Here is a 25,687-nt window from a genome sequence, read left to right as displayed (position 1 = left end):
CGTTTTTGATAGGTAGGGCTCTATATTGATAAACATTGAAGTATCACCGAACCAACGCAACGAATGGCAACGCTCCTTCGAGATGATAGGGCGCTTTTCTGGTGTTGGTGTGGCGCTGTTAATGGTTGATCAAAATGAGCTATTTGTGCCTGATATTAGCGTTAATTTGTCTGATGAAGTACTGATTAAAGCGGTTGCATGTTGTGCTGAAAAACACTTATGCCGTGATTCGGTACAAGTCTCTCATTACCCTCACTATGCCAATTCTCAAGCGACAGATGCTAAGTTAACTCAGGATGGTTATTGCTTGTTACCGATTAACTGGCCGTCGCAAGCACTATTTGGCTATCTTTATTTGGACGTGGTGGCCTGTGATCTGGATGAAGATGGGGTAACAGATGCGCTCCATCTATTAGCATTATGTCGGGCTAGTATAGAACGAGACCTCTCAGCCATCTATCGACAGTATCGGTTAGAAAATAGATCCAATGATATCTCTGTATCCCAAAGTCGTGATATCAGTTTGCAACTGTTTATCGATAGCTTGAAAGAACATGTATGGATAAAAGATCCTAGCGGTCGCTATATTGTTGTGAATAAAAGTGTAGAAGCTGCATGGAGTCGGCCGAAAGCGGAGATCATTAACCATACGGATGAAGAACTGTTTGACTCAAAGTTGGCAACGGAGTTTATTCAGAGCGATCAAGAGTCGATCATTCGCGGTGTGCAAGTGACCGCTGGTGAATGTGAAGGCTTAGATATTGATGACGTTAGCTCCTGGTTAGAGACCACGAAAGTGCCTGTGATTAGCGATGGTGGTGAGTTAACGGGTATTATCGGCATTACTCGAAATATCTCTTCTCATAAGGCAGCGCAAGAACAGTTAGAGATGGCGGCTAATGTGTTTGAGAACTCGGTTGAAGGTGTCCTTATTACCGATGCAAAGGGTGATATCGTTGAGGTTCATGGGGCTTTTACTGATATCACAGGTTATAGCAGGGAAGAGGTTTTGGGGAAAAATCCCCGAATTTTCAGTTCAGGGCGTCATAATAAGGCATTCTTTCGTTCTCTGTGGCAGTCGCTATTATCCACGGGGAAATGGTATGGCGAGATCTGGAATCGTAGGAAGAGTGGGGCGATTTTTCCTGAACAACTGACGATTAGCTCCATGTATGATGACGAAGATCAGGTGCGTTATTTTGTTGCGGTATTTGCCGATATTTCTGCTCAAAAGCAGAGTGAAGAGGAATTAGAACGACTCGTCTACCATGACCCGTTAACACAATTACCCAATCGTATGACGTTATCGGCTCAGCTTGCACAAGAGCTACACCATGCCCAACGTGAGCAAACAGAATTGGCGCTGATCTTTATTGATGTCGACCTGTTTAAGCATATTAATGACAGTTATGGTCACGTAGCGGGTGATACCATTTTGGTTGATTTGGCTAAGCGATTATCTAAGCAGTTAGAGGGACAGGGCAGTTTGGCCCGTTTGGGCAGCGATGAATTTGTTGCTTTGCTACCGCATATTGAAAGCCGTGATCGTGTTTCACTGATGGTGAGTTTGTTGCGTGAAGTGTTTAAGGCTCCGTTTGTGTTGGACGATGATGTAATTGTGCGTTTGACAGCCAGTATGGGCGTTGCACTCTATCCTGGTGATGGCGACAGTGCCGATACCTTACTGAGAAATGCCGATGCAGCGATGCACAGAGCCAAGCTCAATGGGCGTAATAATTACGCTTTTTATACTCAGTCATTAACTCTAGAGTCAGTTGAGCATCTAAAGCTGCAAAGTGCGTTACACAGTGCGATTACCAACAATGCTTTTCATCTGGTTTATCAGCCAAAGCTAGACTTCTCGATCGGTGAAACCGTGGGTTTTGAAGCCTTACTGCGCTGGGTTGATCCCTTGATGGGGAATATATCACCAGCCATTTTTATTCCGGTGGCAGAGAAGATTGGTGTGATCTGTAATATCGGGCTGTGGGTGTTAAATAGTGCGGCACGTCAAGGTATTGAATGGCTGAAACAGGGCAAGCACTTTGGCCGTATTTCGGTAAATGTTGCTGGGCCACAACTTCAAGATGCGGGCTTTTTTGATGAAGTGAAAACGGTGCTAGAGCAGACGGGCTTGCCACCTGAATGCCTTGAGTTAGAGGTAACAGAGAGTTGTATGATGTCAGATCCCAAAGCTGTGATTAAACTGCTTAAAAAGCTTGGCGATCTGGGGGTTGAGCTTTCTGTTGATGATTTTGGTACAGGTTACTCATCACTTAACTACTTAAAACGGTTACCGATCGATAAGCTAAAAATCGATCAATCTTTTGTGCGGGATATTCCTCATGATGCCAATAACACGGCTATCTCAAAAGCGATTATCGCCTTGGGGCATGCATTAAACCTCACAGTCATTGCTGAAGGGGTTGAAACATTAGAGCAGGCCGAGTTTTTGCGCCAAAGTGGTTGTGATGAAGCACAAGGCTACTTATACAGTAAACCATTGTTACCCAGCGAGTTGAACAAGTTTTTAGGTTGATCTTACCCAAGCTTGGCTAAAAGTTGCTGCGTTTCTAAGGGGATGACTTGGCCAGAGGTCATCCCTTCAATGCCAATGCTACCGATACGCACGCGCACCAAGCGTAAGGTTGGAAACCCTACCGCTGCGGTCATTTTACGTATTTGCCTGTTTTTTCCTTCAGTTAAGGTTATCGAAATCCAGCTTGTGGGACCATGGCGTTCATCGCGAATTTTCCTGCCTCGCTCTGGAAAATTGGGTGCAGATTCGAGCCTATAAACACGGCAGGCTAAGGTTGAATATTTTTCGCCCTTGATGCCAATCTCGACCCCATGACTTAACGTATCCAGTGATGTTACATCAATCTCACCATCTACTTGAACGTAGTATTCCTTCTCCACTTTTTTGCTGCGTACCTTGTGGCTCATCATGCCATCGGTGGTTAATAACAATAGACCTTCCGAGTCATGATCTAAACGACCAATGGCCATCATTCCTGCAGGAAAGTCTGCCAGTTCCCCCAAGAGTTTTTTAGACTTACGGCGCTCAGGAACAAATTGACTTAGGTAACCAAATGGCTTGAATATTTTGTAATGTTTGGCCGTTTGTGGGCTGTTGGGTGTCGTCATTTTATCTTTCATCGCAAAGGTGAGGCTGAGTTGCCCGCTATCTGATTTTGGGAGTATATCACGAGCATAATTGCTAAGGCATAGGATGCCTTTTGTTATAAGATGGCTATTATTTAACTAATGACAACGCTGTCATTAGTCGTTATAGTTATGTTATCAGATGAGTGAACCACGCGGATAACGCCTTATTAAAGACACTGACTTTGGGTGACTAAAAGCGGAGGTTCATCTTAGTCGTTCCATTTTGTGTGTCTGGCGAGTGGCAAATTATGCAAATAGTAATTTTAAAAAATAGCGTTGAAGTCGCCGCGTATGGCGCCAATATCTTTATTAAGCAGTTACAAAAAAAGGCAGATTCGGTGTTAGGTTTGGCGACGGGCTCAACCCCGGTTTCGCTGTATCAGCAATTGATTGCAGCGAATAAGGCCGGTGAGGTCTCTTTCGCCAAGGTGACCAGTTTTAATCTCGATGAATACCTAGGTCTTGAAGGCGCTCATCCTCAAAGCTATCGCTACTTCATGAATCAACAGCTGTTTGATCATCTAGATATCGATACTGCCAACACCTTTGTCCCCCCAGGAGATGCAGATGACCCTATCGAAGCATGTGAACGCTATGAAATGAAAATAGCGGCGGCGGGAGGTATCGACATTCAACTGTTGGGTATTGGCCGTAATGGCCATATCGGATTTAATGAACCTTCATCTGGCTTAATGTCTCGCACCCGAGTGAAGACATTAACCAAAGCGACAATTGAAGATAACGCGCGTTTTTTTGCCGCAGATGAATATCAGCCACACTTATCGATAACCATGGGTATTGGAACAATTTTAGATGCCAAAAAGGTTGTGCTACTCGCCACCGGCGAAGCGAAAGCCGAAGCGATACGGGCAACGGTTGAAGGAGCATTGAGTGCGTCTTGCCCTGCATCGGCATTACAATTACATCGCGATGCTGTATTAGTTCTCGACGAAGCCGCGGCCTCGCAACTTTCCGATTGTGAATTTTATAAGCATATTGAGACCGAAAATCAAAAGCTGCAGGCGAAGCTCGCTAGATAAAGATGTAGACAGTATTTATCGATAAAAAGGCACCTATGGTGCCTTTTTATCTTTAGGGGTGATAGTGACCCCCTGATTACACTCACTGTTTTATTGATAGTGGATGAATATCAACACTTTGCATTTGACCCTAGTTTGTCTATGTTAAGACGGTGGTGTGAGTGCTTGGCTGTACTAACAGAACGGATCATTAAAGCGTTGCTATGATGATATAGGCGTACAATAAAGCTTACCAACTTAAAGTAAGGGTATGAGATGCTTAAAAAAATACTGTTTATCGCACTGTTATTATTGGCTACTCCATTTATTGCTGCACTGTTTATTAAGCAAGACTATGTCGTCGATGCGCAAATCATCATTGAACGCCCGGTCGATGAGGTTTTTGCCTACTTGAGATTATTAAAGCATCAAGATGATTTTAGTGTCTGGGCTCAAATGGACCCAACGATGAGTAAGCAGTATAAGGGGGAAGATGGCACGGTGGGCTTTGTATCAAGCTGGCAAAGTGCCAATCCAGATGTCGGCGCTGGTGAGCAGGAAATTTTAGCCATTTACCCTCAGAAGCGTATCGAATATGAGCTACGTTTTCTGACGCCATTTGAAGCGGTATCACCCGCTTACATGACGACCAGCGCGGTGAGTGAAAGTGCCACGCAGGTGAATTGGGGATTTAGTGGCCACATGGACTACCCGATGAATTTCCTTCTACTAATTATGGATATAGAGGGAATGGTTACTCGAGACTTAAATCAAGGTTTACAGAACTTAAAGGCGTTATTAGAAGAGTAGATTTGGGGCGTTAAAAGCTGTTTTCTGTGGGGGCTTATCGATGATTTTACAAGGCTAACAACGTATCTGATTGCGACCTTCATGTTTTGCTTGGTAAAGCTTATTATCTGCCTTATCAATAAGTTGACCAAGTGTGTGGCATTCGCTGCACCCCTCTGCTAATCCGATGCTAGCAGTGATTGTAAATCTTTGCTCCCCCTTAGCAAACGGGTAGGAGGCTATTTGCTTGGCAAGTTCGCTGGCGAGTATTTCTGCCTGGCTAAGCGTGGCATGGTGATACACGATGAGAAACTCTTCTCCACCCCACCTGACAGCAATGTCTTCTTCTCTTAAATTCTGCATCAGTATCGACCCAACCTTATTCAGGACTTGATCACCGCATACATGTCCATAGGTGTCATTTATTTGTTTGAAGTAGTCTAGGTCGATAAGAGCCAGCGTCAGGTTACGTTTGTTGGTTGTACTTTGCCAAATGGCTGGCATTAATTCATAGAAAGCCCGCCGATTATTGAGTCCGGTTAGCGGGTCAATTTTCGCCATATATTGTGCATGTTGCTTCTCGCTTTCTATTGTTCTAAATTTCCGAGCTAATGCTAACGCCAACAGGGTGATGTCGATGACCATTCCCACTTCACCTGCTCTAAATGTCAAATTTGTATAGGGAATAATTCCCCAGACTGCCAAACCCGTTGTAGCGGTACCTAGCATGGAGGAGATGGATGCTAGTAAAAATAGCTTACCGTTAGCATTGCTTGCGGCAACAGCAATTCCCCCTAAAAACAGCATAATAAGCGAAAACAGTAACATGAAGCCAAAAGCAGCCAGCAGGCTGATACCCTGCTGGTCAAGTATTAGCGCGCCTAGAACGGTCAACAATAGGCAAATACACAGAGCGATGACGCAGCGATAAATAGATAAATTCAGGCGTCTTATTTCCAAGAATCGCAATGCAAAGAGTAACCCACAGATATTAAAAATAACCATTAACAGCGGGTTCGCCCATTGTTGCCATTGAGGCGAGTGAGGCCATAACCATTGGAATCCGTGACCGCTATAAGAGATGTTCAAAATTAAAAAACTAAGTAAGAACAATGAGTAATAGAAGTACGTTATGCTTCTCAACCCAACGGCCAGCATAAAGTTATAGGCTAATAAGTAGAAGATGGCGCCATATAAAAAACCATAGCTATAACTATCAAATAGCAGTTGGGAGTTAAAGTCACTCTGTTCGGCCAGATAGATCGGCAAGACCATAGGGTCCACCGACTCGACCCTAATCAATAGGTAACTGATGCCTGGTTGAAAGGCGAAATCGACAGTAAAAAACCTTTGGTTGTTATGACGTTGGTCAAAAGTGAAATGATCGCCTCTGGAAAAGTGTCGCATATCGCCTTGTTGATGATGGACAGATATCTCAAGCTTATCCAGCCATGAGTTCGCGATGATCAGCTGTTTGTTGATTGCCATCTTGGTAGGATTTCTGAGTGTTATTGCTAACCACATTGGCGGAGAATCAATACCGAAGTTAGCAATATTGTCGCTCAATAATTGAAACTGTCCATTTTTGTATGCGTGCAGTGCATCATTGATGCTTATATTGGAGGGCAGATGAGCCGCGGCAAAGTGTTCAGTGATAGTTGATTGATGATCTATTGACAGATTAAGGCTAAAGCTGGAAGTGGAAGCAATCATCAAGATTGTTCCTAGTAGCCAATACCAAACACACGAGTCGCGCAGTCTCATTCAGTCACTTATTTTTTGTTATTGTAGAATGTGAGCAGGGACTAGAAAGTAGACTCTCTCTGTCACCTACAGATATCATTCGGCGTTGTACAGTCGTGGAAAAGCCAATTCAAAAATCATAACTTGAATTAAATATAGCCTTTTATTGACCATTTGGTCGTTGCAAATAAATAACTTAGCTTGTGCTCCAAGCGTTCTTGGTTTGTCACTAATTACTTGGGTGATCCTTAACCGATTTTTTGTTAGCTTAGATTAGCTACTTTAGCCGACTGATATTTGTCACCTTGCCATGTAGCGCTAATGGTTAAGCATCACTTGGATAATGTAGGGAGAGGGACAATACTGTTTATTAGCAGTGACTTGCCCATGACGCATCATCGCCAACTCTCTTTAGGTGGCCCTTGGTGCGAATAGCATAGAAATACTCATGTTTTTATCAATAAATGAAGTAAAAACGATTGTCTAGATATCGTTAAGCCAAGGAAGCCACATGTCCCAAGTTCATCATCCGTTAAGTGATTTTATTGAATACAGTGAAGCTGAGATGCTTAATCGCGCACAGCATAATTACCAGCAGATAAGGCGTCGTCACTCTATACGAAAATTTTCTAATCGATCAGTGCCTAAAGCGATTATTGAGCAATGCATTCTTGCTGCGGGTACAGCCCCCAACGGTGCAAATCACCAGCCTTGGCACTTTGTCGCCATTAATAGTCCACAAGTTAAGGCGCAGATCCGCCATGAAGCAGAAGCGTTAGAGCAAACATTTTATGCTGGGCGGGCTGGAGAAGAGTGGCTCGATGCATTAAAGCCGCTTGGGACGAATGCTGATAAACCTTACCTTGAACATGCGCCATGGTTGATTGCCATTTTTAGCAAAAAGCGTAATGAGGAAGAGGGTGAGCAGAAGACCAATTATTACGTCCATGAATCGGTTGGTATCGCAACCGGGTTTTTGATTCAAGCATTGCATCATGCAGGTTTGGCAACGCTTACTCATACTCCTAAGCCGATGTCATTTTTAAGCAAAGTCTGCGGCAGAGATAAGAGTAATGAACGACCCTATATGCTGATTATTGCAGGGTACCCAAGCGATGATGCCACATTGCCAGAGCATGCATTACAGAAGAAATCGCTGGATGAGATCGCGAGTTTTCTGTGAACCATAATCAAAGGCTGCCATTTGCTGGTCTTTTTAATCGGGATGATGTAAATGAAACCACAGAATGTGTTTGAAGGTATTCCAACCGACTTGAGTAACGAAGTTTTTGAACCCTTGGAAGATAATGGCAAAGTATTGATAGAGCGCATTATCTCCAAGGGTCATGTGACGCCAGAAGGTCAGTGGTATGATCAAGATCGTAGCGAATGGGTGATGGTTCTGCAGGGTGAAGCTAAGTTGGTTTTTGAACACGCTAAGGTGGTTCATCTTAAAAAAGGCGACTACATTACTATCCCTGCTCATTGTAAACATCGTGTTAGCTGGACTGCCGATCACCCAGAGACTCTCTGGATAGCGGTGCATTATTAGACGAAATGGTGCAAAAATGGCTAAAATCTATCAATCAGGGCCGTGATATGTGAGCTAGGTCTGTTATAATCGCGCCCCTATTTTTTTATCCATTTGTGACCTGATTGAGACCCCCATGGACAAGCCTGAGATTTTTACCCCAGATTCTGTATCGCTAGCACCAGTCAAGGTACAGTCTAATCGCCTCGAGCTATTAGCTCCTGCTAAGAATGCCGATTACGGTATAGAAGCGATTAAACATGGTGCAGATGCGGTCTATATTGGCGGTCCAGCCTTCGGGGCTCGTGCGACAGCAGGTAACAGCGTTGAAGATATTGCGCGTTTATGTACCTTTGCTCATCAATATCACGCACAGGTATTTGTTGCGATCAATACCATTTTAATGGATGACGAGTTAGCCGCAGCAGAGAAATTGGTTTGGGAGGTCTATGAGGCCGGTGCCGATGCGCTTATTGTGCAAGATATGGCGATTTTGCAACTTGATATCCCCCCAATTGCGCTGCATGCGAGCACCCAGATGGACAATCGTAGTCCAGAGAAAGTGGCCTTTCTTGAGCAGGTGGGTTTCTCTCAAGTAGTATTGGCAAGGGAGCTTGGCTTAAGTCAGATCCGCGATGTGGCCAGCAATACCAATATGCAAATTGAGTTTTTTATTCATGGGGCGCTCTGTGTAGCCTTTAGCGGACTTTGTAACCTCAGTCACTCTTTTAGTAACCGCAGCGCCAACCGTGGTGAATGTTCGCAGTTGTGCCGTTTACCAGGGGATTTAAAAACACGCCAAGGTGAAGTGTTAGCACAGAATGAACACCTGTTATCGTTAAAAGATAATAATCAAACCGACAACCTAGAGCTGCTTATCGATGCGGGGGTTCGTTCATTTAAGATTGAAGGTCGACTTAAAGACTTAAGTTACGTTAAAAATGTCACCGCCCATTATCGTCAAGAGTTAGATAAAATTATGGCGAGACGCCCTGAGTTTACAGCCTCATCACATGGTCGTTGCGAGCATAATTTTACCCCAGATCCAGAGAAAACCTTTAACCGCGGCAAGACTGATTATTTTGTGCATGAGCGCAGCCAAGGGATGAATGATTTTCGCTCGCCAAAGTACATCGGCGAAGAAGTTGCCAAGGTAAAACGTATTGGTAGCGACTTTATTGAGGTGAGCTCAGAGGAAAGCTTCAATAATGGTGATGGGTTATGCTTTTTCACCAGTAATTTCACCGAAGCTAAACAGTCTGATGACAAGTTAAAAGGAATGCGGGTTAATCGCGCCGATGGGCTTAAGCTGCACCTTACTCGCGTGCCGAAAGAGTTACAGGTAGGTATGACTATCTATCGTAACCATAATCAGGCATTTGAAGCGGTATTAGCTAAAGAGTCATCTAAACGTGTTATTGGGGTTGATCTACAGTTAACCGATACCGATGACGGTGTTTGTTTGACGATGACCGATAGCTATGGTCATAGCGCTAGCCAGTCATTAGTGGTTGAAAAAACCGTGGCAACCGATGTGGAAAAAACGCAACAGGGGCTGCGTAAGCAATTGGCTAAGTTAGGCAGTACTGATTTCAAGGCGCGTAAGATCGCCATCGAGACCGCGCAAACCTGGTTTATCCCAACGTCAATGTTAAATGGATTACGTCGTGACACGGTTGCGGCATTAGAACTGGCACGAGTTGATGGTTATCACCGTCCAAAAGCATGGAAATATAATCAAGAAGCGACTTATCCGGTCAAACACCTAAGTTATTTGGGGAATGTGGCCAATGAAAAGGCCAAAGACTTTTATACTCGCCATGGCGTTATCGACATTCAAGATACCTATGAGAAAAATGGCGTGACCGAAGATGTGCCATTAATGGTCACTAAACATTGTTTACGCTTTAATTTCAATCTGTGTCCAAAAGAGGTGCCGGGGATCAAAGCTGACCCTATGGTATTGGAGATAGGTAAAGACGTATTAAAGCTGGTGTTTGATTGCCCTAAGTGTGAGATGCTGGTGGTCGCAGAAAATCGTCAGGTTAAATCGAGCGACTAATTGCTAGAACTGTCTAACCCTTAAAAAATCGCCAATTGGCGATTTTTTTATAGGAGTTACCAACTAACCTTAGCCATGCTGGTAAGGGCAAATACGATAGGCATTAGAGGGTATAGGTTTTAATGCGCAATAACTGCCCATTGGCTATTGGACAATCGGTTTTTTATGGGTAAGTTAAACACCTATATATTTTTTGCCGCTATCGCGGCCTAGATTAAGGATAATGGCTATGGGATTACTCGATGCGCTAATGGGCAATGCTTCAGAGGTGAATTTAGATGAGTTGGCTGAAGAGTTAGGTCCTATTATGGGCGATAATGAACAGTTAGCATTAGCTTACAGGGTTGTGCGCGATATGTTTGTGTTCACTAACAAGCGACTCATCCTCATCGATAAGCAGGGGATGACCGGAAAAAAAGTCAGTTATCATTCAGTACCCTATAAAGCGATCACCCATTTTGAGGTGGAAACGGCTGGAACTTTTGACATGGATTCTGAGTTAAAGCTGTGGATCTCTGGTCAGAAAGATCCTCTAGTTAAAGAGCTAAAAAAAGGCACCGATGTGGTGGGTATTCAGAAAACTATCGCCAACTTCTCCTTATAGTCAGTGCCTACGTAACTAGAATAACAACAAACAGTTAAGCCATATCATATGGCTTAACTGTTTGTTCGCATACCATTAGCGCACCGAGTCGTGATTAGAGTGTTGAGTGCACCCCTTCTCTCAGTATTTCCTCTCCAAAAAATTTTATAGCAGATATTGGCACGCGATAGCGATTAGCTCGTTAATATTTTCTAGGAAATAAAATGCGATTAAATGCGGTCTTACTGATTATCATTCTTATTTGTTAATGTTTTCTGGAGAAATTGTGCACTATAAATGGCTATCGACCTCTGTATGCTTGGTATCACTAATCACCGTAAGCGGGCCGCTTCACGCGGACGTGACAGGCAACGACTTTATTGATGTGTTTGAGAAACTTGCGGGTAAACACCCCGGAGTGCGTAAAGGTCACGCCAAAGGGGTGTGCGCCATTGGTGAGTTTATGCCTACTGAAGTAGGTCGCCGATATTCAGACAGCCCTCTATTTAGCAGTGGAAAATCGGCTGCAAGTATTCGCTTTTCCATGGCGGGCGGTAATCCTCACGCCAGTGAAACAGCCCGAAGCCCTCGCGGTATTGGCGTCAAGTTGACGATGGCAGATGGCAGCGTTCATAACCTTGCTGGCCTAACGACCCCCGTGTTCCCTGGTAAGTCTCCAGAAGTCTTTTTAGGCTTGCTGGAAACTTTGCTGCCCAATGAGCAAGGCAAGGTCGATGGCAGTCAGATCATGCAATATCGCCATGATCATCCGAGCACTTTGCCGCAGTTTAACTGGTTGCAAGCTCATAACCCCCCAAGCGCATACACATCCGTTAATTATCATGGTATTCATGCTTTTTACTTTGTTGATGGGCAAGGTAAAAAAACCAAGTTTAAGTGGCGCTTAGTGCCTAAAGAGGGAGAGGTTTTATTGACTGACGCGCAGATGGAGCAGCTCCCAGATACTTTTTTGGCCAATAAACTTGAGCAACAGTTGCTTCAAGGACCTATAAATTATGAATTAGAGGCTGTAATTGGACATGAGGAAGATGAAACCAATAACCCCTCATTGATGTGGCCTGATTCTCGCGAAGTGGTGACCCTAGGAACATTGAGCATCCGTGATAGTGGTGATGTCAGTTGTGAGCCGATCAACTTTGATCCGAATCGATTAGCGAAAGGTATTGAACCTAGCGATGATCCTGTCTTAAAAATACGCTCGACTGCGTACGCTATCTCGTTCGGTAAAAGATTGAGCGGACAGTAGCAAGTTGCAAGGTAAACTGGCAACGAAAGCTTAGGCTTTTTGTTGCCAGTTCCAACTGGGCGTCGTCAAAATATCTTGCCCCAAAATGTGTGTTTGTCCAAGCTGTTTATCTAACTCAATGAGGTGGCACTGCTCAAATTCATTTAATGCATTGATAAGGCGATTGGCGTGGGAAACGACCCACACTTGGCATAGGCTTGATGCTTTGGCAATCAGTCGCGCCAGCGCTGGCAACAGATCGGGATGCAAACTGGTTTCAGGTTCATTGAGCACCATCAGTGCTGGTGGCCTGGGTGTGAGTAGAGCAGCAATTAACAGTAAGTATCGTAAGGTGCCGTCAGACAACTCGCTTGCACTCAGAGGTCGAAGTAAGCCCTCTTGTTGAAAGCCGATATTCAGTAAGCCTGCATTATAGTGAACGGTGACTGTGGCACCAGGGAATGCATCACTGACCGCATCATTAAAACCATCTCTATCGCCAATTTCAAAAATGGTTTGAATCGCGCTAGCTAAGTCGCGTCCATCGTGATGTAACACTGGGGTGCGTGTTCCCAACTGAGGTTTACGTGCGGGCGCATCGCTATCGCTTCTAAAGTGGTCGTAGAACCGCCAAGCCCTAATTGTGTCGCGTAGGCGAATGACTTCAGGTGTGCGCTCAGGATCGGCCAGTTCACTAAAAATGCTGTCACCATGCTGCATGTGTTGACCGATAGTTTGCCAGCCAGCTTGCTTTTGATGCTCTGCACGGCTTTTGACCACTGGGCCACGTCGCTCAACCAGTACCGACGCGGGGCGATATTTGTTGCCCACCCAGATCGCTTCACGTTTTATTTGTGGGTCGAGCCCAAATAGGGTGGTGGAATCAGGCTTAGGCAGCCCCAATTCAATAAGGTAGCTATACTCCTCGCTAGCAAATCCCAACTTTAATCGCTTAGGCTGTTGGCGGACGGTCGGTTCAATGGCAGTTTCACCCGTGAGCATGCCTTTGGTGATGTTTTCTGGACCAGCCCAAAAACAGGACTCCAATCCTCCCTCTTGCGCTAACGCATTGACCACGCCACCTTGGGCGGTTTGTGCGAGTAAACGCAGTGCCTTGTAGAGGTTAGATTTACCGCAACCATTAGCACCAGTGACTAAGTTGAGCTGTTTGAGTGTCACTTTTACTTCTCTAAGAGAGCGATAGTTACTTATGGCTAAGGTGGTCAGCATGGTTAGATTTTTACTCAATGTCGTTGGTAGAGCAGAGTGATTATAGTGGCATCAAACAGATAGGCGTGTCACTAGTGTCGTCTTGTTAGGTGCCGTTTTTGTGTGAGTTTAATGCTTGCAATGCAAGGTGAGCTTTACGTTCAGCGGTATAGGCCCACCATTTTTTTGCTGGGGCTCCCTCCATAAATCTCACCGCAGCGATAAATACGTCGATAACGCAAGGATCATGTTGCTGTTCGGTAATTTGGCAAAGTTTGTCATACATCTGGTAGGGGTCTTGACCGACCAATTCGATTGGCTCTGCGAAACCAAGCTGGCGCAAGTCCGCCTCGGTTGCCTTTCCAACGTTAGGTATGGCTTGAAATTGCGTGATCTCAATACGTGTTGTCATTTGAGTCCTTGAGCTGTTTAATACCGCTAAACCTATGGTACAGCATGCGATGGGCCTGGCGAGAGAAACTGTCTTGACGGTTTTCGTACTGCCGTATCCACTGAATAAGCATATCGAGGTTAGCATCTTGGTCGGCTGGGGAGGCGTATTTATGCGGCTCCCAAGGACGGTTTTTTGCATTATTGATGCACTGTTCGATAGGTAGGTCCATAAAGACTATTTCGGTTGCCTTATCGAGCAGTAGTTGAAGAAGATCGCTATAGCAGCCTTCTATCACCCAATTTTCATGGCTGTCGGTAAAGTGATTAATAGCGGCCTGAGATTGCTCAATGGGTTGGCGCTGTGGCGGCATAGTGGCTTGCCAGGCAAGGGTATCAAGATCTAAATGGGCAAGCGCTTCTGTTTGGCATAATCGCTTTGCTAGCGTACTCTTTCCTGAACCTGAGTTGCCAAAGACTAAAATTTTTCTCAATGTGAGCCTCAATAATCACAATCAGCGTTGCTACAGCTGAACGCCTAGTATTGTAGATGGGTTATAAAAAAGCCACCTCAATAGGTGGCTTAATGTTAGATAACGGCTGGGTATGCCATTACTTTACGGTTTTAACACCTTCGGGCGTCCCTACAAGCAGCACATCGGCGCCGCGCATTGCAAACAAACCATTAGTGACAACGCCAACGATCTGGTTGATTTTCTCTTCCATCTCTTTTGGGTTGACGATCTTCATGTTGTAAACGTCAAGGATCACATTGCCGTTATCCGTGATAACGCCTTCGCGGTAGACGGGGTCACCGCCTAACTTAACCAGCTCACGTGCGACATAAGAGCGGGCCATCGGGATCACTTCAACGGGCAGTGGGAATTCACCAAGAATGTCGACTTCTTTTGTATTATCAACAATACAGATGAATTTATCAGCGACTGCAGCGACAATTTTTTCACGAGTCAATGCCGCACCACCACCCTTGATCATATCCATGTGAGCATTGATCTCATCCGCGCCATCAACATACACTGATAGATCATCGACAGCGTTAAGATCAAACACTGGAATACCTAGGGCTTTCATCTTCTCAGTTGATGCTTCAGAGCTTGAAACTGCACCTTCAATATCGGCTTTCATTGTTGCCAAAGCATCGATAAAGTGATTGACCGTTGAGCCAGTACCCACACCAACAATACTATCTTTTTCAACGTATTGAAGTGCTGCCCAGCCAGCAGCCTTTTTCATTTCATCTTGAGTCATGAGTTGTTCCTGTAAGGATGTAGAAATAGTCTGACCCTATTATACCCCGAGTTGCTGTTAGGGATATGTGAAATGGCTCAGTTTGTTTAATTCACGTAAAGGGTTATCGGTGAAGTTTGGCTATAAATGCATCAAAAAGGCAGTATTCTTTAGTGATTTACAGGTAGGTGTGCTAGTAAAACTTGCTTTGTAAGAGTAATTTAGCGGATATAACTGCTACAAATGTGAAGTTATTGAGTGTGGGTAACCGCCTGCAGTAGAAGGATAGTTAAAAAAGGAGAAGGTATGGCAGGCGCAAGTCTTTTAACCCTATTAGATGATATTGCTGCAATTTTAGATGATGTGGCGCTGATGAGTAAGGTTGCGGCACGCAAAACGGCAGGGGTACTTGGTGATGATCTTGCCTTAAACGCTCAGCAAGTTTCCGGGGTAAACGCCGATCGTGAACTGCCAGTTGTCTGGGCGGTGGCCAAGGGCTCGTTCCGTAACAAGTGCATTTTAGTTCCTGCAGCGCTACTGATCAGTGCTTTTATTCCCTGGGCGGTGACGCCGCTCTTGATGTTTGGCGGACTTTTTCTTTGCTTTGAAGGGTTTGAGAAACTCTATCACTCTATGAGCCAAAAAGGCGATGATGGCGTGAGTCAAGCCGAGCTAGATAAAGCAGCAGAAGATCTGCAAGCTTATGAGAAGCAAAAAATCGCTGGTGCTATTCGTACCGATTTTGTGTTGTCTGCTGAGATTATCGCCATTACGTTAGGGGTTGTCGCCCACAGTAGTTTTCTGACTCAAGTGGTCACGTTGTCGGTGATCGCGGTTTTAATGACGATAGGGGTTTATGGATTAGTTGCCGGCATAGTAAAACTTGATGATGCTGGGTTGTATTTAAGCCAGCGTCAGGGCGAGCGTTTATGGACCCGCTTCGGTCGGTGGATTGGTGGGGGGCTTGTTAACGCAGCGCCCTATTTAATGCGTGGACTAACCGTGATTGGCACCATTGCCATGTTTATGGTCGGTGGGGGAATTTTAACCCATGGATTGCATGTGGTGAGTGAACCGATTGCTCATGTGGCTGCTTGGGTGGCTGAATTGGCAATGATTGGCCCTATATTAGCAGTAATAACGCCGAGTTTACTTAATACCCTATTTGGGGTGCTGGCAGGTGCGTTAGCATTGGTTATTATGTCTGGTATACAAAAAATTCGTGGCTAGACTTTTTCTTGAATGTATCAGAACTAAAGTAACAACTTGTATCTGCTATTGTTTTCTCGTTGACGAACTCTTAACATTTGCGTGAATTGGTTCACAAATTATAGGGTAGAGTCGTTGATGAGAAAACTTGCAGCATTAGCCGTACTGGTAAGTAGTTTATCCGCATGTGGCGGTGCTGGCGAAAATGTCACCCCTCCGAATCCGCCGACTCCTGGGCCAGCCCCTCAGCTTTCAGCTGATCTTTGTTATTTGATGGACACAACAATGGGCGAGATTAGCTTAGCGGTCGATAATACCCATACGCCAGTGACGGGGAATAATTTTGCCAGTTATGTCGATGAGCAGTTTTATGATCAAACCTTATTCCATCGAGTGATCAATAATTTTATGATCCAAGGTGGTGGATTTACCACGGGTATGGTTAATAAACCAGGCCGTGCACCGATTGTGAATGAGGCTAACGTTGGGTTTAGTAACCTTAGAGGCACCATCGCGATGGCCCGCACCAATGTTCCTAATTCCGCGACTTCGCAGTTTTTTATCAACACCTTAAATAATCCTCAGCTTGACTATAGTGCCAGCAGCGTTGGTTATGCTGTGTTTGGTCAAGTGATCGCGGGTATGGAAGTGGTGGATCAGGTAAGTATTACGCCTACCGCTAAGCATGGGGTTTATTCAGACGTGCCAGTTGTCGATGTGGTGATCAATAGTGTGACAAAAATAAGCTGCCCTGCAGGATAGTAAAGCCGTCGCGGCTATTAACGTTTTAGGTGCTGTTTAACAATCTCTATCATGGTTAATGCGGCAAAAGAGAGCGGCTTATCTTTGACCCAAAATAAGCTCATTTTCCAGCTTAATCTGGTTTCAGTGAGCGCACGAGTGACAACGCCCTCTATTTGGTAACGTTCAGCGATGAAACGGGGCAGCAACATGACACCTATGCCAGAGGCGACAAGGGCAATACCAAATTCAGGTTGGTTAACCTGAGTCGGGTTATCTATGATCACGTCCGCTTGCTCGCACGCGTTGATGACCATCTCATGCAGGGAAAATTCCGCTTCAAATAGGATCTGTGAGCAGTGATTGAGCGCACTGAGGGGAATTTCTTGGCGTTGGGCTAACTCATGTTGGGCAGGTAATACCACCACCATGGGTTCAGTATGAATGGCTATCCCTTCAAACTCGTTGCCTAACTCTATGATCCCGGTTGCAAGCTCAATTTCTCCCTGTTGCAGTGCTGATGTTTGCTCAACGCCACCACGCACTAATAATTGGGTATTTATCTTGGGATGACGCTGGCGAAATTTTGCGATGATGGGGGCAAACAGTTCGGCGCTGCCCAGCGGCGCAAGGCCCAGTTTTAGCTGCCCTGTCTCTAAACCTCTTAACTGATTGAGTTCATTAAACATCGCCTGCTTAGTGTCTAATAGACGGACGGCATAATCGTAAACCAATTGACCATGCACGGTTAAGGCGACGGAGGTGCCACGTTTTCCACGAGTAAGCAGTGGCAATTCAAGTTCCGCCTCTAGTTGGTTTATCGCTTTTGATAATGCAGGCTGACTGATATGGATCTTTGCTGCAGCGCGATTAAAGCCACCACATTTTACGATTTCAACCAGATAGTGAAGCGCTTTTAAGTCCATAAATTAAACTCAATTACTTTTGGTTATGAAGTTTATAAATAATATTCATTTTTTTTATTTAAATTGCAAGCGTAAGATCAATCCAACTGTTAGACCTCTCTTATTAAGTTCGCTATGACAATTTCAATCAACCAATGCAAGCACGTTTGCCAAACCCTACTTCAAGTTGGATTGCTCTGCCTTCTGGCGTTTGCCGCACAGTGGTTAGTCGATCGACTTGGGTTACCTGTGCCTAGCAGTGTGGTGGGCTTGGCCGCGCTATTTCTCTTGCTCGCACTCAATTGGTTACCTGAGCGTTTTGTTGCCGTTGGTGCGACTTGGTTGCTAGGAGAGTTATTGTTGTTTTTTATTCCGCCAGTGGTCGCCTCTATTCACTATGCACCACTATTACACCAGTATGGCGTGAGTTTGATGCTGACATTAGTGGCGGGCAGCGCGTGTGTCTTGGTGAGTACAGGTTTTGTTATCGACAGAGTGTTTCGTTTTGAGCGTCGACGTCAGCGTGCGAGGCGCCAGTTTGGTGTGTTGCAGCCTGTTAAGGTAGGTGAATAGTGACTATGCCGCAGTTATTAGCTTCGCAAGGGGTGGCACTGGCTTGTCTATTGACCACAGTTGTGACCTATTTTGTCAGTAAACGTCTATATAAGCGGTATCGGCACTGGTGGCTGTCACCCATGATTGTGACCCCAGCATGTTTAGTCTCGGTTGTGTTGCTGTTTGCTATTCCATTACCTACCTATTTTGCCTATAGCCATTACTTATCAGCCTTATTGGCACCAGCAACGATAGCATTTGCTTTACCAATCTATTGGGAGCGTCACCTTATTTTACGTTACCCAATGACGATTAGCATCGGTGTGTTGACAGGACTCTTTGCTGGCTTGATATCTTCTTGGTTGCTGGTAAAAGTGATCTATCTGCCACCTGAATTGTCTCATAGCATGCTAGTTCGGTCAGTATCGACACCATTTGCCATTGAGGCCACTTCTGCATTTGGTGGCGTACCAGATTTAACGGCAATGTTAGTATTAGTCACAGGCATATTAGGCATGCTGCTATGTGCACCGATATTCAAACTGGCTAGAATACGCAGCCCGCTGGCAAAGGGCGCAGCATTGGGGGCTTCGGCTCATGGCGTTGGTGCAGCTAAAGCGGCCGAGTTGGGGCAAGAGGAGGGCGTTGTGGCGAGCCTAACCATGATATTGACGGGAATTGCCATGGTTATCGGCGCACCATTTTTTGCATACCTATTGGTATAATGACGACTCGCTGATTTAGTTAGCCTGAAGCAGTTTAGCGCATAGCTTTACAAAGTCTGAGGAAGTCACGATTCCCTTTACTTTAAAATGCTCATCCACTACAGGTAAGCAGCCTAGCTTATTATCAATAAAGTAATCGACCACCACCGCTAAGGGTTCATCCATGGTGAGCTTTTGAAAGTCGGTCTCCATTAGCTCCGTGATGGTGGTTTTACGTTCCTTGCGATCGAGAGCGCCTGCTCCATATTGATTGAGCATGTGGATAACAGCGGAAATCATCTTCTTATGGGTAATGATCCCAACCAGTTTACCGTCTGTTTCACTGATGACGGGTAGGTGTCTCACACCACGATCTTGCATCAATAGGTGGGCATCCTTTGCTGTGGCTTGATCGCTTATGCAAACCACCTCATGACTCATAATGTCGCTGACTTTCATCCTTGTCTCCTTTGGCTGTTCATTATTTAAATCATAACAGCTTTCTTGGCTTAGTGTTTTAGCTCTAATTTTTTTTGGAGAAATCGTTTTAGGCTAGTGAAAAATACTCTACACCCTCTTTACTTTAGGCTTTCCTAGTATTTTTCGTTGCTTGTTTCTGCAAATTTAGCAAATCTATCTACTACTTGTTGCATAATAATTTTGCAATATTGTTAACAGATAATTAGAGTGATTAGACCTCTTACCAGGAATAACAATAACAAGGCCTGTATCTTCTTAAGTGGTCGTGGACTTGTCAGCGTAATGTGGCAGGTTGACGGTAGGGATATCTGGCTCAATTAAAGGAATAACAATGAAAACAAACTATTCTCGCAGGGATTTTTTAGCCATGTCGGCTAAGGGTGTTGGTGCTGCCGTGGTCTCTTATGGCCTTATGGGGTGTTCGAGCAGCGATGATGACGATGAGCAAACTGGCGTTAGCGTAAAATTTATGCATGGTGTGGCCAGCGGTGACCCGACCCACAGCAGCATTATTTTGTGGACGCGTATCACGCCTGAAATGGACGCCGAAACCCGTGTTAGTTGGGAGATCGCCACCGATGAAGCCTTCAGCCAGCTTATTGGCAATGGTGAAATGGTAACTAGTCAAGATAGAGATTATACGGTCAAAGTTGATGCTATCGGCCTTGATGCGGGAACACGTTATTATTATCGCTTTAAATCAGGCACTACAGTTTCTCCTATCGGCCAAGCCAAGACGCTTCCTGAAGGCGCAATCGATTCGGTCAAACTGGCTGTGATGTCTTGCGCTAACTTCCCTGCAGGTCATTTTAATGTTTATCAGCTTGCCAGTAACATGGACGATCTCGATGCGGTGATTCATTTAGGTGATTATATCTATGAATATGGTCGTGGCGGCTATGCCAGTGAAAACGCTGCAGAGCTAGAGCGTGAAGTCATGCCAGCTGGAGAGCTATTTACCCTTGCCGACTACCGTACCCGTTATGGGCAGTATCGTAGTGATGCATCGCTCACTGCACTGCATGCCAAAGTGCCATTTATTACAGTATGGGATGACCATGAAGTGGCTAATGACGCTTGGGCCGATGGTGCAGAGAACCATAACGAAGCTGAAGGCGATTTTGAAGCACGCAAAACTGCTGCCCTACAAGCTTATTTTGAATGGTTGCCTATCCGTCCGTGGAAAGAGGGTAACCATGAAGAGATCTACCGCTCGTTTAGTTTTGGTAACCTCCTTGATTTGCATATGTTAGACACTCGTCTTTTAGCGCGAGACAAACAGCTTGATTATGCCGATTACATTGATGATGCGACCAACACCATTGATAGCGCTGGCTTTATGGCCGACGTCACCAGTACTGAGCGCACCATGCTAGGTACTGAACAGCTGCAGTGGCTGCAAGGTCATATGCTTAATAGTACGGCTAAATGGCAAGTATTGGGTCAACAAGTTCTGATGGGTTCTATGATGTTACCTGCGGCGATAGCGACACAAAAACTTAGCGTTTATCAATATGCTGAGTTAGGGGCATTAGCGCAGCTAGCTGCCCGTGCTGCTGCAAACGACCCAACGCTAACGGCGCAGGAATACAGTTTTTTGATCGGTAATCAACATAAACTGACTCCTGAAGTGATGGCGTTATTACAGTTACCCTCAATTCCTTACAACTTGGACGCATGGGACGGCTATGCTTATGAGCGCGAAGTGATCCTTGCCACGGCAAAAGCGAAGGGGACTAACTTAGTGGTGATTGCTGGTGACACCCATAATGCTTGGGCCAATGAGCTAACAGATAGTCACGGTGATGCGGTTGGCGTTGAGTTTGCTACCAGTTCAGTGTCTTCTCCTGGCCTAGAATACTATTTGGGGATCTCAGCTGATCAACAAGCTGTTACTGAGGCGGGTATTGTTGATCTGGTCGCTGGGCTTAAATACACCAACTTACGCGATCGTGGGTTCATGGTGCTAACTTTTGACAATGAGATGGTGCGCAGCGACTGGCATTACGTTGATACCTTAATGTCTACTGAGTTTAGCGAAGCGACAGACAAGCGTTTTTCGGCAGTTACTAAAGCGGGCGAGAAGACGATTACCCCAGTGTCCGCCAGTTAAAGCAATCGCTTTTCGGCAATCGCAATCAGTATAAAAGCTGATTGCGATGAGAAGCCGCCATCTGTGCGGCTTCTCTTTTGCCTAAAAAGCGCTGCCGTTCTCAAGTTTAGTTAATTTGTGCAGCATGTAGGCAGTTTTTAGTATAAAATCTCGCTCCAAAATCCCGTAGTGAATATCCATCGATTTGACCCTCAACTCGGTTGATTTGTGCTACGTTGAATTTTGGCGAAGACTAATCTGTATGGATTAACTTTACCTACTCGCAAATAAAATATAACAAGATGGGGACGGTCGGATGTCTGAGAAACGCTTTATCACTGCACAGGAGCTGCTAGAGGATTCATTTCGTTTAGCTGCACAAGTTTTTGAAAGTGGTTTTAGACCACAGTTTATTGTTGGGATTTGGCGTGGCGGTGCTCCAATCGGGATTGCAGTACAGGAGTATTTTGACTTTAAAGAAGTTGAAACCGATCATATTGCCGTTCGAACTTCCTCTTATTATGGTATTAACCAGCAGAGTAAAAAGATCAAAGTACACGGTCTGCACTACATTATTGAAAATGCTAATGCTGACGATGGTCTGTTGATTGTCGACGATGTGTTTGATTCTGGCCGCAGCATTCATGCATTAAAAGAAAAGCTACAAGAGCTGATGCGCCTCAATATGCCGCGTGATGTGCGTATTGCTTGCCCTTACTATAAGCCGAAGAATACCGCCGTTGAGTTAACACCTGATTACTTTATTCATGAGTCTGAAGAGTGGTTGGTATTCCCTCATGAAGTTTCAGGATTGACGCCTGAAGAGCTCGCAGAGGGCAAAAGTGATTTGAAAAATATTAAAGAGCTGTTTGCCTAATTACCTACACAAACAAAAATGCCACCCTTAGGTGGCATTTTTATTAAAGTCGCTCGATCTCATCACCTAATTGATAAGATTTATCGGTAACGATTTTCTCTAGGGTTACGACGCGATCTTTTAATCTTTCTAGTTCAGTTTTAAGCTCGTCTACTGCCTTGCTATCCATGTTGTCATGACGTTTGTTATATTCTTTATACCCACTAATGGCGAATGCCCCAATGATGGCAATGGCTGCAATTTCAAATGGTCCCATAAATTCCTCTCGTCCTTTTATAATTTGGCTTTATTGGAATAAGCAAACAATAGGCCAAAAATAACCTATTGATAAATATGCCAATATTTTATCTTGATAGTCATTATCTGCTAATAGTTGTCGATTATTACAATATTCTGTGTAAATTGACTACTTGCGTAACATATTTTCTTGGATTGTCAGGCATTGCTGTTCAAAGGAGATCGCTTGTTCCAATCCGTGTTTGCTCACATCCGATAGATGAACGGCTTCATCGAGTAGGCGAGTTAAGCGCGACACGCCAGAATAAGAGCAACTCATTGGCAGCAATGCTTGGGTATAGACAGCCATAAAGTCACTGCTATTTTGTGTGTCGAGCGCCACAAGCTCGGCTAGTCGCTGTTCAGCGGTTGCACTACTAAGCGCCTTTTGCTCACTGGGGTAGAGGTGACGCATCACATTATTCAACTTATTAAGCATCAATGCGTCTGCGTCCGCATGATGGGTTTGTACCCGCTGGAACCATTGACGTTTTTGGTTGGCTATGGGACGTATCACCTCTGCGGCAAGCGCCTGAGATTGGCCTATGTCAGAGCTATCGCGTTTCTTCTCAGCCAGAAGTAACTGTGGCGCTTTGATGTAGTCATAACGGTTGAGTTGGATAACCATTGCCCAGCGCTGTGCTTGGGTCAGTGTAAGGCCTGAGAGCTGTTCGGAACCATTTAATAGCGCTGCAAGGTGTCGTTGAGCGGGCAGGCTGCGGGCAAACTGAATATAGGTATCAAACCATAAATTAAGTAGCGTTTGATTAGACTGATTCGCCATAGCTAGACGTAAACTCATCTGCTCGAGCGCTTTTAACACTCGCTGACTGTAATGTTGATGATTTGGACTCATCTGCTCTAAATAAGCCTTAACTTGGCTGAGCTTACTCAATACTTGGCTTAAGGTATTATTGTCTTGTTCAGTGGGTAAGTTAATAAATACACTTCCCATGAATCGGTTGAGTGGCAGCTCACCCCGTAACACCGAGTCCCATAGGCTGAGCCATAACATAGCGCGCAGTTGCGGGTCACCAACTTTATTCAGATGCAGCAATGCGGTGTCTTGCGAGCGAGTATCTAGCTTGACGTTAACATAACCCCAGTCTTGATAGTTGAGGTACACCAGATCGGGGCACCTCACTCCTTGTAGGCGCTTTATCTCTGTGTATTCACCTTTATAAGTCACCGCGATGGCTAAGTTGCGGTGCAGTGCGCCGCGCCCTTTGGTAAATAGGCCTAATTTAACTTTTTGCTCACGCAAGGTTGGATGTTGGTCACTAGCGCTCTGATGAATAGTGAATTGAGTGATACGGTTATTCACGCAGCGGTAGTCCGCTTCAATCCGGTTGACGCCACCTTGGTAAAACCAGTTTTGGGTCCACTCATTTAGTGGGCGTTTAGCGGAAAAGGCTAGGCTGGCCATAAAATCATTTAAATCAGCGTTGTTAAATCGATACTGTTCAAGGTAATGGCTGATCCCTTGATTGAACGCTTTTTCCCCTAACAAGAAATTTAGCTGGCTAAGCAGCGCGACTCCTTTCTGAATAGTCTCATCACTCAGTCCATGCTGAATTTGGTCGCTATGAGTCATGGGCTGCTCTATCGCGCGGCTGTTGAAACGGTTGTCCTGTTGGTAAGCGTAATATTTGTCTTGATACCAAGCTGGTTTGCTTGAATCATCGCGTAAGGCTTTTTGCGTCACAAATTGGGCGAGACTCTCACTGAGCCACAGATCGTTCCACCACCTTAAGGTGACTAAATTACTTAGCCACTGATAGGCGAGTGCTTGAGTGATAAGTTGCTGGTTGGCATTATCATTTTGGGCCACTAAGTACGCTGACTCCTGAATGCTAGCGACGGCTGAGTTTGCCATGACAGGCTTGCTAAGACTCGGCACCAGTATTTGATCATATTGTCTAAATGGATAGTTAACGCCTAGTTCTCTAATCAGCGCGTTCATACTGCTGGCTGTGGCGGCTAGCCAAGCATCGCCATCGATACTTGGCGCAACTGATTGGCGGGCAAACAAGCGTATTGGCATGGCATGGTTAGTGGATTGCCATTGATGAAAGGGTCCTGCATAGAGTGAAAAGGTATGCGGACTGAGTTTATCGGTTGGGGCAAACTGCCAATGGGTTGTTGCGTTAGTTTCTCCTTCGCCTTGGTTTGTCAAAGGGCCTGCGCTGATCACTGTCCAATTTTGCGGGGCATCCACTGATAAATTAAATACCGCTTTGAGATCGGGCTGGTCGAAGAGTGGCATCATCATCTGTGCACTGGCAGGCAAAAAATGAGAGTAAAGGTAGATTTGACCATCAATGGGGTCTTGGTACTTAATGATCCCTTCATCGCCCTCACTATACTGTTTGCTATAGCTAATTTGAACCTGATTACTACCGCTGTTTAACAGAGACTGTGGGATGTTAAGCGATTGCCCATCATAGTTGGGGTACAGCCTGCTACCATTGACTTTAAATTCGATAATACGGGCTTGATTGAGATCTAGCGTGATAGGGGCATTATTGTTATCTAGGTTAAAGCGTATGTCGGCAATGCCGCTGAAGTTATATTGTTGGCTTAGGTTAATGTGAATATTGTAGTTGAGTTCGGTGACGCGACTGGTACGTTGTTGTGCGTCGTGAAAGCTGATGCTACCCGATTGATTTTTGAGGCTAGTGGTTGTTACCTTACTGGTGCTCTGACAGGCTATTTGCGACAAGGCAATAACAGTGACGGCACAGAGCTGGAGCAGTTTCAAAATCAGGACCTTTATACCAGTTGGGTGAAATCATCGCCGATATTCTCAACGCGGAGCCATAAAAAAACCAGCATTTTTGCTGGTTTTTTTATGGTGGTG

General features: G+C 45.1%; 24 protein-coding genes. 14 read left to right on the top strand and 10 right to left on the bottom strand.

Going from position 1 to position 25,687, the window contains the following annotated elements; all coding sequences use genetic code 11:
* Positions 1-25 precede the first annotated feature (25 nt).
* Positions 26-2,539, top strand: a complete 2,514-nt coding sequence (locus L876_RS0103025; RefSeq protein WP_028762444.1) for a sensor domain-containing protein — start codon at positions 26-28, stop codon at positions 2,537-2,539.
* A 2-nt stretch (positions 2,540-2,541) separates the two neighbouring features.
* Here the strand turns inward: L876_RS0103025 and L876_RS0103020 are convergent, their stop codons facing one another.
* Complete coding sequence (locus L876_RS0103020; protein WP_028762443.1) at positions 2,542-3,147, bottom strand: pseudouridine synthase; 606 nt, start codon at positions 3,145-3,147, stop codon at positions 2,542-2,544.
* Positions 3,148-3,416: 269 nt separating this feature from the next.
* Between L876_RS0103020 and nagB the strand changes: the two genes are divergently transcribed.
* Positions 3,417-4,208: a glucosamine-6-phosphate deaminase gene (gene nagB / locus L876_RS0103015; protein ID WP_028762442.1), complete on the top strand. Its 792-nt coding sequence runs from the start codon at positions 3,417-3,419 to the stop codon at positions 4,206-4,208.
* 255 nt (positions 4,209-4,463) lie between these two features.
* On the top strand, positions 4,464-4,997 hold the full coding sequence (locus L876_RS0103010; protein ID WP_028762441.1) for an SRPBCC family protein: 534 nt from the start codon (positions 4,464-4,466) through the stop codon (positions 4,995-4,997).
* Between the two features lie 54 nt (positions 4,998-5,051).
* Here L876_RS0103010 and L876_RS20945 read toward each other — a convergent pair whose 3' ends face one another.
* Positions 5,052-6,689, bottom strand: coding sequence for a sensor domain-containing diguanylate cyclase (locus L876_RS20945; RefSeq protein ID WP_051412881.1), 1,638 nt, complete (start codon positions 6,687-6,689; stop codon positions 5,052-5,054).
* Between the two features lie 541 nt (positions 6,690-7,230).
* On the opposite strand from L876_RS20945, the gene L876_RS0103000 reads away from it, so the two are divergent.
* The 5 genes from L876_RS0103000 to L876_RS0102980 all read left to right on the top strand — a co-directional run bounded on the left by L876_RS0103000 (position 7,231) and on the right by L876_RS0102980 (position 12,162).
* On the top strand, positions 7,231-7,902 hold the full coding sequence (locus tag L876_RS0103000) for a nitroreductase family protein (RefSeq protein ID WP_028762440.1): 672 nt from the start codon (positions 7,231-7,233) through the stop codon (positions 7,900-7,902).
* 51 nt (positions 7,903-7,953) lie between these two features.
* On the top strand, positions 7,954-8,271 hold the full coding sequence (locus L876_RS0102995) for a cupin domain-containing protein (protein ID WP_028762439.1): 318 nt from the start codon (positions 7,954-7,956) through the stop codon (positions 8,269-8,271).
* Positions 8,272-8,386: 115 nt separating this feature from the next.
* Entirely contained in the window at positions 8,387-10,312 is a 1,926-nt protein-coding gene (locus L876_RS0102990) for a peptidase U32 family protein (protein ID WP_028762438.1), read from the top strand.
* A 229-nt stretch (positions 10,313-10,541) separates the two neighbouring features.
* Positions 10,542-10,916: a PH domain-containing protein gene (locus L876_RS0102985; protein ID WP_028762437.1), complete on the top strand. Its 375-nt coding sequence runs from the start codon at positions 10,542-10,544 to the stop codon at positions 10,914-10,916.
* 265 nt (positions 10,917-11,181) lie between these two features.
* Positions 11,182-12,162, top strand: a complete 981-nt coding sequence (locus tag L876_RS0102980) for a catalase family peroxidase (RefSeq protein WP_028762436.1) — start codon at positions 11,182-11,184, stop codon at positions 12,160-12,162.
* 30 nt (positions 12,163-12,192) lie between these two features.
* Here L876_RS0102980 and L876_RS0102975 read toward each other — a convergent pair whose 3' ends face one another.
* From L876_RS0102975 to rpiA, 4 genes are all read right to left on the bottom strand, one after another.
* Positions 12,193-13,371, bottom strand: a complete 1,179-nt coding sequence (locus L876_RS0102975) for an AAA family ATPase (RefSeq protein WP_028762435.1) — start codon at positions 13,369-13,371, stop codon at positions 12,193-12,195.
* An 85-nt stretch (positions 13,372-13,456) separates the two neighbouring features.
* Positions 13,457-13,762 carry a helix-hairpin-helix domain-containing protein gene (locus tag L876_RS0102970; RefSeq protein WP_051412877.1) on the bottom strand — a complete coding sequence of 102 codons (306 nt, stop codon included), beginning with the start codon at positions 13,760-13,762 and terminating at the stop codon, positions 13,457-13,459.
* Positions 13,746-14,234, bottom strand: a complete 489-nt coding sequence (locus L876_RS0102965; RefSeq protein ID WP_028762433.1) for an AAA family ATPase — start codon at positions 14,232-14,234, stop codon at positions 13,746-13,748. The genes L876_RS0102970 and L876_RS0102965 overlap by 17 nt, the downstream gene beginning before the upstream one ends.
* A 118-nt stretch (positions 14,235-14,352) precedes the next feature.
* Entirely contained in the window at positions 14,353-15,009 is a 657-nt protein-coding gene (gene rpiA, locus L876_RS0102960; RefSeq protein ID WP_028762432.1) for a ribose-5-phosphate isomerase RpiA, read from the bottom strand.
* A gap of 285 nt (positions 15,010-15,294) precedes the next feature.
* Between rpiA and L876_RS0102955 the strand changes: the two genes are divergently transcribed.
* Positions 15,295-16,218 carry a DUF808 domain-containing protein gene (locus L876_RS0102955; RefSeq protein ID WP_028762431.1) on the top strand — a complete coding sequence of 308 codons (924 nt, stop codon included), beginning with the start codon at positions 15,295-15,297 and terminating at the stop codon, positions 16,216-16,218.
* Positions 16,219-16,335: 117 nt separating this feature from the next.
* Positions 16,336-16,959: a peptidylprolyl isomerase gene (locus L876_RS0102950; RefSeq protein ID WP_028762430.1), complete on the top strand. Its 624-nt coding sequence runs from the start codon at positions 16,336-16,338 to the stop codon at positions 16,957-16,959.
* Between the two features lie 17 nt (positions 16,960-16,976).
* Here L876_RS0102950 and L876_RS0102945 read toward each other — a convergent pair whose 3' ends face one another.
* Complete coding sequence (locus L876_RS0102945) at positions 16,977-17,864, bottom strand: LysR substrate-binding domain-containing protein (RefSeq protein ID WP_028762429.1); 888 nt, start codon at positions 17,862-17,864, stop codon at positions 16,977-16,979.
* Between the two features lie 114 nt (positions 17,865-17,978).
* Here L876_RS0102945 and L876_RS0102940 point away from each other — a divergent pair, with 114 nt between their 5' ends.
* Positions 17,979-18,416, top strand: coding sequence for a CidA/LrgA family protein (locus L876_RS0102940; protein WP_028762428.1), 438 nt, complete (start codon positions 17,979-17,981; stop codon positions 18,414-18,416).
* A 5-nt stretch (positions 18,417-18,421) separates the two neighbouring features.
* Complete coding sequence (locus L876_RS0102935) at positions 18,422-19,123, top strand: LrgB family protein (RefSeq protein WP_028762427.1); 702 nt, start codon at positions 18,422-18,424, stop codon at positions 19,121-19,123.
* A gap of 15 nt (positions 19,124-19,138) precedes the next feature.
* Here the strand turns inward: L876_RS0102935 and L876_RS0102930 are convergent, their stop codons facing one another.
* Complete coding sequence (locus tag L876_RS0102930) at positions 19,139-19,561, bottom strand: CBS domain-containing protein (RefSeq protein WP_028762426.1); 423 nt, start codon at positions 19,559-19,561, stop codon at positions 19,139-19,141.
* A gap of 352 nt (positions 19,562-19,913) precedes the next feature.
* Here L876_RS0102930 and L876_RS0102925 point away from each other — a divergent pair, with 352 nt between their 5' ends.
* Both L876_RS0102925 and L876_RS0102920 read left to right on the top strand, forming a co-directional pair.
* Positions 19,914-21,695, top strand: a complete 1,782-nt coding sequence (locus L876_RS0102925; RefSeq protein ID WP_028762425.1) for an alkaline phosphatase D family protein — start codon at positions 19,914-19,916, stop codon at positions 21,693-21,695.
* Positions 21,696-21,990: 295 nt separating this feature from the next.
* Positions 21,991-22,551 (top strand): phosphoribosyltransferase, encoded by a 561-nt coding sequence (locus L876_RS0102920; RefSeq protein WP_028762424.1) that lies wholly within the window; start codon positions 21,991-21,993, stop codon positions 22,549-22,551.
* A gap of 43 nt (positions 22,552-22,594) precedes the next feature.
* Here L876_RS0102920 and L876_RS0102915 read toward each other — a convergent pair whose 3' ends face one another.
* The gene (locus L876_RS0102915) at positions 22,595-22,807 is read right to left on the bottom strand and encodes a hypothetical protein (RefSeq protein WP_028762423.1); all 213 of its coding nucleotides are present in this window, start codon (positions 22,805-22,807) and stop codon (positions 22,595-22,597) included.
* Between the two features lie 150 nt (positions 22,808-22,957).
* Positions 22,958-25,588, bottom strand: a complete 2,631-nt coding sequence (gene pepN, locus L876_RS0102910) for an aminopeptidase N (protein ID WP_028762422.1) — start codon at positions 25,586-25,588, stop codon at positions 22,958-22,960.
* Positions 25,589-25,687: the final 99 nt, after the last annotated feature.

The sequence above is a fragment of the Shewanella colwelliana ATCC 39565 genome (genome assembly GCF_000518705.1).
GTDB classification, from domain to species: Bacteria; Pseudomonadota; Gammaproteobacteria; order Enterobacterales; family Shewanellaceae; genus Shewanella; species Shewanella colwelliana.
The sequence above is the reverse complement of the archived record's forward strand: the minus strand, read 5'-3'. Positions and strand labels throughout refer to the sequence as shown.

Coding starts and splice junctions, on each gene's coding strand:
- L876_RS0102935 (WP_028762427.1), top strand. CDS start 18,422: ATGCCGCAGTTATTAGCTTCGCAAGGGGTGGCACTGGCTTGTCTATTG.
- nagB (WP_028762442.1), top strand. CDS start 3,417: ATGCAAATAGTAATTTTAAAAAATAGCGTTGAAGTCGCCGCGTATGGC.
- L876_RS0103000 (WP_028762440.1), top strand. CDS start 7,231: ATGTCCCAAGTTCATCATCCGTTAAGTGATTTTATTGAATACAGTGAA.
- L876_RS0103010 (WP_028762441.1), top strand. CDS start 4,464: ATGCTTAAAAAAATACTGTTTATCGCACTGTTATTATTGGCTACTCCA.
- L876_RS0102955 (WP_028762431.1), top strand. CDS start 15,295: ATGGCAGGCGCAAGTCTTTTAACCCTATTAGATGATATTGCTGCAATT.
- L876_RS0102995 (WP_028762439.1), top strand. CDS start 7,954: ATGAAACCACAGAATGTGTTTGAAGGTATTCCAACCGACTTGAGTAAC.
- L876_RS0103020 (WP_028762443.1), bottom strand. CDS start 3,147: ATGACGACACCCAACAGCCCACAAACGGCCAAACATTACAAAATATTC.
- L876_RS0102925 (WP_028762425.1), top strand. CDS start 19,914: ATGAAAACAAACTATTCTCGCAGGGATTTTTTAGCCATGTCGGCTAAG.
- L876_RS0102990 (WP_028762438.1), top strand. CDS start 8,387: ATGGACAAGCCTGAGATTTTTACCCCAGATTCTGTATCGCTAGCACCA.
- L876_RS0102975 (WP_028762435.1), bottom strand. CDS start 13,371: ATGCTGACCACCTTAGCCATAAGTAACTATCGCTCTCTTAGAGAAGTA.
- L876_RS20945 (WP_051412881.1), bottom strand. CDS start 6,689: ATGATTGCTTCCACTTCCAGCTTTAGCCTTAATCTGTCAATAGATCAT.
- L876_RS0102950 (WP_028762430.1), top strand. CDS start 16,336: ATGAGAAAACTTGCAGCATTAGCCGTACTGGTAAGTAGTTTATCCGCA.
- L876_RS0102920 (WP_028762424.1), top strand. CDS start 21,991: ATGTCTGAGAAACGCTTTATCACTGCACAGGAGCTGCTAGAGGATTCA.
- L876_RS0102915 (WP_028762423.1), bottom strand. CDS start 22,807: ATGGGACCATTTGAAATTGCAGCCATTGCCATCATTGGGGCATTCGCC.
- L876_RS0102930 (WP_028762426.1), bottom strand. CDS start 19,561: ATGAAAGTCAGCGACATTATGAGTCATGAGGTGGTTTGCATAAGCGAT.
- L876_RS0102970 (WP_051412877.1), bottom strand. CDS start 13,762: ATGACAACACGTATTGAGATCACGCAATTTCAAGCCATACCTAACGTT.
- L876_RS0102945 (WP_028762429.1), bottom strand. CDS start 17,864: ATGGACTTAAAAGCGCTTCACTATCTGGTTGAAATCGTAAAATGTGGT.
- rpiA (WP_028762432.1), bottom strand. CDS start 15,009: ATGACTCAAGATGAAATGAAAAAGGCTGCTGGCTGGGCAGCACTTCAA.
- L876_RS0102985 (WP_028762437.1), top strand. CDS start 10,542: ATGGGATTACTCGATGCGCTAATGGGCAATGCTTCAGAGGTGAATTTA.
- L876_RS0102940 (WP_028762428.1), top strand. CDS start 17,979: ATGACAATTTCAATCAACCAATGCAAGCACGTTTGCCAAACCCTACTT.